The sequence below is a fragment of the Runella zeae DSM 19591 genome, assembly GCF_000423565.1.
Taxonomy (GTDB): Bacteria; Bacteroidota; Bacteroidia; order Cytophagales; family Spirosomataceae; genus Runella; species Runella zeae.
This window is the reverse complement of the sequence record NZ_AUIF01000034.1, coordinates 127,130-137,172: the sequence shown is the minus strand read 5'-3', so window position 1 is coordinate 137,172 and position 10,043 is coordinate 127,130. Positions and strand designations below refer to the sequence as shown.

Here is a 10,043-nt window from a genome sequence, read left to right as displayed (position 1 = left end):
AGTGGTTTGAGAAAAATAGAAAGGATAAGCGAATCGCTTACCTAAAAAAAGAATTGAAGCAGTTGGAAACAGCCGCTTAACGAATTTAAAGGCCGATTTTTACTGGTGATAACATCCCGTTCATGAAACTGGCCTTGGCAGCAAAGCACACAGAGTTGTGATACATAAGCACGTAGATGAAATTTTCACAGTTCCTTGCTGCCTTTTTTAAGAAAAATTCTATGACGACTCAAAAAGTTGTTTGTCATTACATTGACCAAAAATAACGCTTTTAGCACTTTTTAACCCTAATTTGCCCTGTCGGGCTTAATATATTTTCAGATGAAAAATCTATCCCTCTCTCTCTTCGTTTACTTGATTTTGGTAGGTTTTGTCTGCACAGCTAACGCCCAAGAAAAGCCCAAACTATATAGTCCCGAAGCTGATGCAAAAGCCCAAGTAAAAGAAGCGGTGGCCAAAGCCAAAGCAGAAGGCAAACAAGTATTTTTGCAGATTGGGGGTAATTGGTGTGGATGGTGTTTGAAATTCAACAAATTAAGTACCACCGACGCCCAAATTGATTCATCGTTTAAGGCCAATTATGTGGTAGCCCATATCAATTATAGCAAAGAAAATATGAATCTCGCTCTCCTAGATCAGTTGCACTATCCTCAGCGCTTCGGATTTCCGGTATTTGTCATTCTCAACGATAAAGGCGAACGCATTCACACCCAAAATAGTGCTTATCTCGAAAAAGGAGATGGTTACGATAAGGCAAGAATCCTAGAATTTTTGAAAAATTGGAGTACATCGGCCCTCGATCCAAAGCATTATCAAAAATAAAATTAAAGAAGGAATGACACTGCTTGTTAGAGCGCCTAAGTCGTCAAGCTTTGTTTAGACGTTTGACCAATAAATAAAGAGGATAACTTAAAATCAAAAAACCTAACGCATACACACTACTGCCAGGGTCTTGAAAACCAGCTCCTACTAAAAAAGCCACCGAAGCCAGCAATACCACCCAAGGAACAATCGGATAGCCGGGCACTTTCCAAGGGCGGGGCAAGCTGGGCTCTGTTTGTCGAAGCCGTAATAGAGAAGCAAAGCCCGAAGTATACCCAATTACAAAGAAGAAAGTAGCGATGTCGGAGAGCTTGCCGCTCGCTTCTTTTCCACTAATTATAAACACAATCGCCATCGCTACCGACAGAGGCATCACCACACTCGGCGTGCCTCCCGCATTGACTCTTGTACCTTGCGGAACAAAAAGACCATCGCGGCTCATTGAGTAAAGCACGCGAGGGTTGAACATGACTTGGGCATTTACAATTCCCAATATCGAAATCATCAGAAAAAATGTAACAATTTTTCCCGATTTTTCCCCAAATATCAAAGTAATAGCATCGGCTGCGGCTAGCTTAGATTGCTGTAATACTGGCATTGGCAAAATGTACAAAATCGCGGCGTTGACCAAAAGATAAATAACCACAATAAGAGCCAAGCCCCCAATCATGGATTTAGGAAGGTTGCGGGCGGGGTCGGCATCTTCTTCCGCAAAATAAGCGGCTGTGTGCCAACCATCATAGGTATAAAATATAGCCTGAAGCGCAAAGATTAAAGCGCCTATCATCGACCCTTTTTCTACGGCTTTTGCCGTAGTCTCTACCACTTGCGTAGGTGTAACCGCATCGCCGTATACAAAACAAATCGCTACAAATGCAAAAAGGCCAACTGCCTTTGCTACACTCATGATTTCTTGCGCTCGGCTTGCTGTACGAAGCCCTACCCAATGTAAAAGTGCTAACCCTAACAATATCCCTATCGCAATATACGTCTCATAACCAACCGCTTGAGGTAGTAGCAAAGTAATGTATTCGCTCATCGTAAAAGCGCCAAAGGCCGTAGCCGAGGAGGTACCAAGCCAGCTATTAAAGCCCACTACAAAACCTGCATACCCACCAAATGCACGACGAGCATATACATACCATGCCCCCGCTTTAGGAAAACTCACTCCTAACTCAATGGTACACAATACTCCCAAAAATGCATATATACTTACCAATATCCATACCCCCATAATGACCCAAGGATCGCCAAGCGCTTGGGCAATAGGACCTGGTTTGCGCAAAATACCGGTGCCAATCGTACCACCGATTGTGACTGCAATGCCAAAGCCGACACCAAGAATTTTGAGAAGTTGATTTTTTTTAGGTTGGGTTTCTGTGTTTTGCATGATTTTTTTCCAAATATACTCCCGCAAAATCAAAAAGATAATGCAATGATTATGGGCTAGGTTTGCTAAATTGGCAAAAAAAAGTCAATTAGCCTAACCTGTTTTTTGATATTGTTGGATAAGAGATTTTTAGGTGGTATGTTTTTTGTAAAAACAGAACTACTGTTTATTGAAGTTATGTATAAACTTTCTCAACTTATTCTATTATATGAATCGCCTTGCTAGCTTTCTCAACCATATTTCCAACTGGAAAACCTTATTAGTTTTAGTTATATTATACTTGCCATTTCCCACCTATTTCTTCAAAAATGCCGAAGAAAAAATCAATCTATTGGCAGGGCAAGCGATTGGCCCTATTGACCTTACGATAGGTTTTACCCCAAAACGAACCCTACAAATGGTCGAAGCCTATGGTGTAAGAGGGCGAGAATACTACGCCAACGTACAAATGACACTCGATGTCGTTTATCCTTTGGTGTATACTCTTCTCTTGGCAGTAACGTTGACGTTGCTGTATCGCAAAAAAAAATATGCACCTTTCACTTATATCAATTTATTACCATTTGTAGTACTTGTTTTTGACTATCTTGAAAATGGAATGATTGTGCTTTTGCTCAAAAATTTTCCTGAACAGTCTTATACCGTAGCGGCCTTTTGTGAAGTTTTTAAGTCAATCAAATGGTTTTCAGCCCTTATTTGCTTGTTATTGATTATTTATGGCTCTCTGAAAATTTTGCCTAAATCAAAGAAAATGAAAGATTCTTCAACCGCCAATCCCTAACCTATGACGAGTCAACTTACACCTAAACAAATTTTTGAAAGTATTCAACAAACTATTGACCACTACGTCGTTTCGCTTGTAAGCTATTCAGAAGCGCAATTTGTTTACAAATCAAAGCCCGAAGTATGGTCTCTTGGTCAGCTGTATGAGCACCTCTATATCACCTCTAATTTTTTCTTTTTAGCGCAAGTAGTACGGTGCTTAGAGCATCGAAAAGGGCAAATGGGAGGAGACAAAAATCAATACGGGGACAATATCTTTAAACATAATGGATTTCCACCCTTTAAATTCAAAATCCCTGAAGTTTTGAAAGGCCCTGAACCTATCGCCAAAACTCGTACCGAATATGAGCACCTTCTGCTCAAAGTAATTGCTGACGCAGAAAAACTCATCGAAGCAGTCACAAACGATGAAGGAGCCTATAAATGTTTTCACCCGGTTTTTGGATGGCTCAATGCCCACGAATGGTACCACAACTTAGACATGCACCTGCGTCATCATCTACGGCAGCAGCAAGAACTGACCTCTTTACTCCCCATTAATTTTGTTTAGGGAACGAATTTATGCTTTTTTTAGCTATTGCTATTATAGATATATTCCAACCTACTATTCTTTGAGACGCCGCATCACAATAAAAGATTTTTTAGGGGGTTTTTTGCGACTTATCCGCTGGCCCAACCTCGTCATTATTGCTGTCACGCAGTATATGGCTAGAATTTTCTTGATTGGCCCCCTGAATGAATGGAAACAAGTTTTTTTAGAACCAGCCATTTTTTTGATTGTTCTTTCTACGGTTCTTATTGCAGCGGCAGGTTATATAATCAACGATTACTTTGACGTCAAAATCGATCTCATCAACAAACCCGAAAAAGTCATTATCGGGCGTTATCTAAAGCGCAGGGTAGCCATCGGTACGCATCAATTATTCAATGCCCTAGGATGCATTATCGCGTTGTGGGTGAGCAAATGGGTATTTTTGGTAAGTGTATTGTCAGCGACGCTGCTGTGGGTATATGCTTCCTATTTCAAAAAACGACCTTTTATTGGAAACTTGATAGTATCTCTTTTGACCGCTTCTTCTCTATTAATTCTTGTGGTTTATTACCCCCAAAACCGCGCCCTTGTGTGTTTGTATTCCCTATTTGCCTTTGGGATTACGCTTATCCGTGAAATCATCAAAGACATCGAAGATGTAAAAGGAGATGCTTCTCATGGTTGCCAAACATTGCCTATCATCTGGGGTATCCGCCGTACCAAATTATTGATATACGGACTTGTTATTTTATTTATTCTTTCTTTGTTTGGTGCTGCTCACTGGCTACAAAATGTACAACTAGGATGGATGTTTTTGGTATTAATGGGCTTTATTGGCACTTTGGTGTATAGATTGGTATATGCCGATACAAAAAAAGAGTTTGGCTTCCTCAGCAACCTCTGTAAACTCATCATGATTTTGGGGATGGTAAGTATGGTGTGGATTGTATATTAAATCTTTGACCGTTCACTCAATTTTTATAGGAATATAGAGCTAATATTTCAACTTTGTGTCGTTGAATCAACTTAACTTTTCTAATGCTCATGAAAAAAATCATCACCCTTGTCACATTTTTTATTTGTTTTCAAATACATGCAAATGCTCAAATGTGCTTTGGTATCAACATGAAATCAGGCATGGGTTTTGAAATGCTTTCTTATAATGCCAAAGACAAACCCATGGGTAAGCTGCTTTATACCATCAAAGAGGTAATCAATGAAGGAGGAGCTACGGTTCTGAAAATCGAATTACAATCATTTAATACCAAAGACAAATTAGAATCAACCAACTCTTACTCTTGTCGCTGTAAAGGCAACGAAATCCTGGTAGATATGACCTCCATGATGGCTGCTCAAGAAAACCCCATGCTCAAAGATGCCAAAATGACTTTTACTTCTAACGACCTTACCTATAGCGATAATTATACAATCGGAGCTAGTCTCAAGGATGCTTCTCTCAAAGGTGAAGGAGAAATGGGTGGCGGCATGAAACTCGAATACAGCATGGATATGAAAAACCGCAAGGTAGAGAGTCAAGAAAATATAACAGTACCGAGTGGCACTTACAATGCCTACAAGATTACATCTGACATGACTGTCAGCACTAAAACCCTCATGAATATTTCCTTTGATTTTCAGACAGTAAGCTATCGAGCACCCAAAATACTTTGGGATGTAAAAACCGAAACCTACCGCAAAGGAAAACTCATGAGCTACACTGTTTTGTCAAAAGTCTTCTAGGAGGTCGTGACTAGGGCTTGTTTTTCCAACGAAGCGTGTTGAGCATATGTAAAATATCTTTGCGGAGATATTCGATTGCGGGCCGAAGAGAATCTTGCTTATCAGCCACCGTAAAATATAAAGCTCCTCGAAGATAATGCCGAGTGGTATCGGTCGTAAAAAATTGAGTATAGCTCGGTACATCTCCCGATATATCCAATAGCACGGCTGTATGCCCAGATTTAGTTTTAATGACCTGCTCTCTAATACCGGTGGCTCTTACCTGGTGTTTACCCGCAAGCCTATAGGCATCATTGATAAAGCCCATCAATCGTTGGGGATTGTTCTGAACCTGTTTGTAAGTGAGTTGAACGCTCGCATTTAAACTTGGATAAGCCACAAAAATCCAATGCGGCTCTGCTCTTTGAAAAGTATCAGGTAGCAACACCGCACTTTTTGAATATTCGAAAGTATAAGGATGGTCTTCTTTCATCACCTGATACTCCTGAGGTGGCAAATCAAGTCGGGGGTAGCCTTTGGGTTTGGGGATATAATCGGTGTCTGAAGAGCCACAGCCCATTACCATCCCTAAGCATCCGAGCATGAGGCCGCAAGTAGCCACCTTTTTTAGGAGAGTTTGATTTTTGTTTGTGCTGATTTTTACAAACAACTCTTTACCAACTCCTCTCACTTTAAAAAACATAACTTATCTCCTTTAAATCAAAATAGACTAATTTATTTTCGACTTGCATCGCAAGCTGCCCCATTTCATTGATGCCCATTATCATTCCAGCAAATAGCTTTTCATCTCGTTGAAATAGATGCAGCTCCTGATAACGAAAAAGGCCCTGCAAATAACGTGTTTTGAGGGTATCAAAATGTTTGTTTCGAAGCAAAAGATAGTTTTTTTCTAAGCAACTCAACAAATCTGGCAACAATCCAGCCAATGAATATTCTTTTGAAGTGAGGACTCGTAAAGAAGTAGCACGTTCGGACTCAAACAGGATTTGGTTGATATTGAGGCCAATTCCCACAATAGCACTTTCGATACGACCGCTTTGCAGGCTATTTTCAATCAAAACCCCTCCTAGTTTTTGGTTTCCTACATAAATGTCATTAGGCCATTTTATTTTTAAAGACTCCCCAACCAATGGCTCCAAAAAATCGTAGATACCTAAAGAGATAGCAATATTGAGCCTAAATTGCTCGGCTGGTGAAAGAAAAGTGGGCCGTAAAATCAAGGAAAAAGTAAAGTTTTCGCCCGCTTGAGTAAGCCATTGATTACCACGTTGTCCGCGACCAGCAGTTTGATAGTCGGTTATGACAACCGTACCCTCAATACCCGCTCCTTGGCGCAACAAATCCGCCGCTTCGTCGTTAGTGGACTGACAAGTTGGCAGATAAACTATTTTTTTTCCAACAAAAAGGGTTTTGGACTTAATTTTGTACAAAATTTCTTAATTTTATCAATTGAAAAGTTGCAATTTAAAACTTACGCATGAAACAACGCAAATTAGATGTTATATCTTCTGAAGAACTGTGCCATTTAGTAGTCAAAGGGATGCAGGAAAAAAAGGCGGTAGACGTGGTAATAATGGACCTGCGCGAAATCAAAAATGCTATTACTGATTTTTTTGTGATTTGCACCGGTAACTCTGATACCCAAATAGACGCTATCGCCGACTCAATCGAACAAGAAGTTTATAAAGTGACTCAGGGACTTCCTTGGCAGCGCGAAGGCAAAGAAGCAAAGGAATGGATTCTGATTGATTATGTAGACGTAGTAGCTCACGTTTTCAAAAAAGAACGCCGCGAATTTTATGGACTCGAACAGCTATGGGGTGATGCCAAAGTTACCTACGTAGAAGAAGAGTTTGTATAAATGAACATTACCCTTAAAAATAATGTTGCCTTAACATACATCCAAGTACGCCAACCAAGCACCCATACCCAATCAAACACTTGTCAATGGTCTTTCGTGATTGTAGCGTCTAGTATCTTACATTATTTATGCAGCCACCAGTACGAATAACCATTAACCGCTAACGTTTTTATAATTATGTCCGAAAACAATGGAAACCCGCTCAACCCCAACAACCGTAATCCACGCCGTTCCGGCTATCAAGGGTGGATTATAGCGGCATTGGTGTTGGCAATTTTGGGGATTACTTTCTTTAGTAAAAACACCGCAGTAAGACCAATCACCCAAAAGAAATTTGAAAAGATGGTTCATGCACACGAAGTGCAGAATGTCGTCATTGTCAATAACGAATTTGTAGAAGTTACGCTTACCCCAAAAGCCCTCGAAGACCCCAAATATCGTGCTTTGTTTGCCGATAAGCCTTATTTTAGCAACGGAGGCCCTCATTTTCAATTCGAAGTTACCTCGGCTGACAAGTTTTTGGATGATTTTCAAAAACTAAAGCCTGATAGTGACTCTATTGACTACGATTTTGATCGCCGTAGCGATTGGACAGGATTCTTGAGCACATGGGGATTCTTGATTATCATGATTTTGGCCATGTACTTCTTGCTTGGCCGTATGACAGGCGGTGGAGGCCCCGGTGGCCAAATCTTCAACATTGGTCGCTCACGTGCGACTTTGTTTGACGCTGAAAACAAAGTAAAAATCACATTTAGCGATGTGGCAGGCTTAGAAGAGGCAAAGGAGGAAATCAAAGAAATCGTAGATTATCTCAAAAACCCAAGCAAGTTTACCAAGCTAGGAGCAAAAATCCCTAAAGGTGCTTTGCTTGTAGGCCCTCCTGGTACCGGTAAAACCCTGATTGCAAAAGCTGTAGCAGGTGAAGCAGGCGTACCTTTCTTCTCATTGTCAGGCTCTGACTTTGTAGAGATGTTTGTAGGGGTAGGTGCTGCACGGGTTCGTGATTTGTTCAAACAAGCCAAAGAAAAAGCCCCGTGTATTATTTTTATTGATGAGATTGACGCCGTAGGGCGCTCTCGTGGCCGTGGTGCAATGCCAGGTGCCAACGACGAACGCGAAAATACCCTCAACTCTTTGTTGGTTGAAATGGATGGCTTTGCTACTGATTCAGGAATTATCATCATGGCAGCCACCAACCGCCCAGATGTGCTTGACCCAGCTCTCCTACGTCCGGGTCGTTTTGACCGCCAAATCTCAGTCGATAAACCAGACATTGTAGGCCGTGAAGCTATTTTTAAGGTACACTTGAAGCCCATTAAATTGGCACCTGATGTGGATCCTAAAAAACTAGCGGCTCAGACACCCGGCTTCGCAGGAGCTGAAATCGCTAACGTTTGTAACGAAGCTGCTTTGATTGCGGCCCGTCGCGACCGTGAAGAAGTCACGATGCAAGACTTCCAAGATGCGATGGACAGGGTCATTGGTGGTTTGGAGAAAAAGAATAAGCTCATCTCTCCTGATGAAAAGAAAATTGTGGCTTATCACGAAGCAGGTCACGCTGTAGCGGGTTGGTTTTTGGAGCACGCCGATCCATTGGTGAAAGTTACGATTGTACCACGCGGAGTAGCTGCTCTTGGCTATGCACAATATTTGCCCCGTGAACAGTATTTGTACCGTACGGAGCAATTGATGGACGAAATGTGTATGACCCTCGGAGGGCGTGCCGCTGAAGATGTGGTTTTTGGAAAAGTTTCGACTGGTGCCTTGAGCGATTTGGAGCGAGTCACTAAACTTGCTCACAGCATGGTAACTGTGTATGGTCTCAACGATAAGATAGGCAACATGTCATATTATGATTCCAAACAGTCGGATTATTCGTTCAATAAGCCTTACTCAGAAGAAACAGCCCGTATGATTGATGAAGAAATGCGTAAAATCATTGAGCAGGCATACAATCGTTGTTTCAATTTACTTTCGGAGCATCGCGAAGCCCTTGAAGTAATTGCCAAAGAGTTACTTGAAAAAGAAATCCTTTTCCAAAGTGATTTAGAGCGCTTGATTGGTAAACGTCCTTTTGAAAGAGAGACCGTATATCAAGCTTATATGAATAACGACAACGGCAACGCTCAACCCGAAGAAGAAACTTCTGAAGTAAAATAATTTTTGTTGCTTTTATCGAAAGGCTAGAAAAAAGGGTAAAATATCCCTATTTCTAGCCTTTTTTGTAGTATAATTTTATCCAAACCCCCAAAGCCAAAAATATGTTATATGTAATCCATGCGTATGATTATACCGACGCAGAAGCACTCGAACGCCGCATGACGGCCCGCCCTCACCACTTAGAAGGGGCCAAAACGCTCAAAGAAAATGGCAATTTTGTGATGGGGGGCGCCCTTCTTGATCCAGAAGGAAAAATGATTGGCTCTATGATGGTCGTTGACTTTGATACGGAAGATCAAATGAATCAATGGCTTCACAATGACCCCTACGTCACCGGAAAAGTATGGGAAAGAATCGATGCAAAACCTTTTCGAAAAGCGGATGTTTAGGAAGCACAAAAAGGCACTATGACGAATCGTAGTGCCTTCCAATGATTTATATATGAAGAGTGTAGTATCCTAACTACCAACCTCTCTGTGAGTTCAGTAAGCTTAGATTACTTCGTTTTCGCGCATTTTTTGCACGTAAGACGCATGAATCACTTGCTGACGGCGCTTAACTGATTTTTTCTCGAATGCAGAGCGTGAACGCAATTCTTTTAAAACACCAGTTTTTTCAAATTTCTTTTTGAAACGTTTTAACGCTTTGTCAATTGATTCGTTTTCTTTGATTTGTACGACGAGCATATTTGTTTGAGTTTATATCTTTTTCTAAACGGACTGCAAAAATAAAAGCCTATTTTTAAAAAATCA

At 41.0% G+C, this 10,043-nt stretch carries 12 protein-coding genes; 8 read left to right on the top strand and 4 right to left on the bottom strand.

The window, feature by feature from the left end:
• Positions 1–321 precede the first annotated feature (321 nt).
• Entirely contained in the window at positions 322–822 is a 501-nt protein-coding gene (locus tag G563_RS0110035; protein WP_028665204.1) for a thioredoxin family protein, read from the top strand.
• A gap of 43 nt (positions 823–865) precedes the next feature.
• On the opposite strand, the gene G563_RS0110030 is transcribed toward G563_RS0110035, so the two are convergent.
• Positions 866–2,212 carry an APC family permease gene (locus tag G563_RS0110030; protein WP_028665203.1) on the bottom strand — a complete coding sequence of 449 codons (1,347 nt, stop codon included), beginning with the start codon at positions 2,210–2,212 and terminating at the stop codon, positions 866–868.
• A 208-nt stretch (positions 2,213–2,420) separates the two neighbouring features.
• Here G563_RS0110030 and G563_RS0110025 point away from each other — a divergent pair, with 208 nt between their 5' ends.
• From G563_RS0110025 to G563_RS0110010, 4 genes are all read left to right on the top strand, one after another.
• Positions 2,421–2,993 carry a hypothetical protein gene (locus G563_RS0110025; RefSeq protein WP_028665202.1) on the top strand — a complete coding sequence of 191 codons (573 nt, stop codon included), beginning with the start codon at positions 2,421–2,423 and terminating at the stop codon, positions 2,991–2,993.
• 3 nt (positions 2,994–2,996) lie between these two features.
• Entirely contained in the window at positions 2,997–3,545 is a 549-nt protein-coding gene (locus tag G563_RS0110020; protein ID WP_028665201.1) for a DinB family protein, read from the top strand.
• Positions 3,546–3,606: 61 nt separating this feature from the next.
• Positions 3,607–4,482, top strand: coding sequence for a geranylgeranylglycerol-phosphate geranylgeranyltransferase (locus G563_RS0110015; RefSeq protein WP_084650822.1), 876 nt, complete (start codon positions 3,607–3,609; stop codon positions 4,480–4,482).
• 89 nt (positions 4,483–4,571) lie between these two features.
• Positions 4,572–5,267 carry a TapB family protein gene (locus tag G563_RS0110010; RefSeq protein ID WP_028665199.1) on the top strand — a complete coding sequence of 232 codons (696 nt, stop codon included), beginning with the start codon at positions 4,572–4,574 and terminating at the stop codon, positions 5,265–5,267.
• Positions 5,268–5,277: 10 nt separating this feature from the next.
• Here G563_RS0110010 and gldD read toward each other — a convergent pair whose 3' ends face one another.
• Together gldD and G563_RS0110000 are read right to left on the bottom strand one after the other, a co-directional pair.
• Positions 5,278–5,949, bottom strand: coding sequence for a gliding motility lipoprotein GldD (gldD, locus tag G563_RS0110005; protein ID WP_310586558.1), 672 nt, complete (start codon positions 5,947–5,949; stop codon positions 5,278–5,280).
• A complete protein-coding gene (locus G563_RS0110000; protein ID WP_028665197.1) occupies positions 5,939–6,697 on the bottom strand; it encodes a biotin--[acetyl-CoA-carboxylase] ligase in 759 nt (252 codons plus the stop codon). Before G563_RS0110000 ends, gldD begins: the two co-directional genes overlap by 11 nt.
• 47 nt (positions 6,698–6,744) lie before the next feature.
• Here G563_RS0110000 and rsfS point away from each other — a divergent pair, with 47 nt between their 5' ends.
• The 3 genes from rsfS (at position 6,745) to G563_RS0109985 (ending at position 9,680) form a co-directional block, all read left to right on the top strand.
• On the top strand, positions 6,745–7,128 hold the full coding sequence (rsfS, locus tag G563_RS0109995) for a ribosome silencing factor (protein WP_028665196.1): 384 nt from the start codon (positions 6,745–6,747) through the stop codon (positions 7,126–7,128).
• A 177-nt stretch (positions 7,129–7,305) separates the two neighbouring features.
• Entirely contained in the window at positions 7,306–9,291 is a 1,986-nt protein-coding gene (gene ftsH, locus G563_RS34265; protein WP_051210878.1) for an ATP-dependent zinc metalloprotease FtsH, read from the top strand.
• 101 nt (positions 9,292–9,392) lie between these two features.
• Complete coding sequence (locus G563_RS0109985) at positions 9,393–9,680, top strand: YciI family protein (RefSeq protein ID WP_028665195.1); 288 nt, start codon at positions 9,393–9,395, stop codon at positions 9,678–9,680.
• A 102-nt stretch (positions 9,681–9,782) separates the two neighbouring features.
• On the opposite strand, the gene rpsU is transcribed toward G563_RS0109985, so the two are convergent.
• Complete coding sequence (gene rpsU / locus G563_RS0109980; protein ID WP_028665194.1) at positions 9,783–9,977, bottom strand: 30S ribosomal protein S21; 195 nt, start codon at positions 9,975–9,977, stop codon at positions 9,783–9,785.
• Between the last annotated feature and the right edge of the window lie 66 nt (positions 9,978–10,043).

Bases quoted from the DNA above. Each gene is read 5' to 3' on its own strand.
- G563_RS0110030 (WP_028665203.1), bottom strand. From the start codon at position 2,212: ATGCAAAACACAGAAACCCAACCTAAAAAAAATCAACTTCTCAAAATT.
- G563_RS0110010 (WP_028665199.1), top strand. From the start codon at position 4,572: ATGAAAAAAATCATCACCCTTGTCACATTTTTTATTTGTTTTCAAATA.
- rsfS (WP_028665196.1), top strand. From the start codon at position 6,745: ATGAAACAACGCAAATTAGATGTTATATCTTCTGAAGAACTGTGCCAT.
- G563_RS0109985 (WP_028665195.1), top strand. From the start codon at position 9,393: ATGTTATATGTAATCCATGCGTATGATTATACCGACGCAGAAGCACTC.
- rpsU (WP_028665194.1), bottom strand. From the start codon at position 9,977: ATGCTCGTCGTACAAATCAAAGAAAACGAATCAATTGACAAAGCGTTA.
- G563_RS0110020 (WP_028665201.1), top strand. From the start codon at position 2,997: ATGACGAGTCAACTTACACCTAAACAAATTTTTGAAAGTATTCAACAA.
- gldD (WP_310586558.1), bottom strand. From the start codon at position 5,949: ATGTTTTTTAAAGTGAGAGGAGTTGGTAAAGAGTTGTTTGTAAAAATC.
- ftsH (WP_051210878.1), top strand. From the start codon at position 7,306: ATGTCCGAAAACAATGGAAACCCGCTCAACCCCAACAACCGTAATCCA.
- G563_RS0110025 (WP_028665202.1), top strand. From the start codon at position 2,421: ATGAATCGCCTTGCTAGCTTTCTCAACCATATTTCCAACTGGAAAACC.
- G563_RS0110035 (WP_028665204.1), top strand. From the start codon at position 322: ATGAAAAATCTATCCCTCTCTCTCTTCGTTTACTTGATTTTGGTAGGT.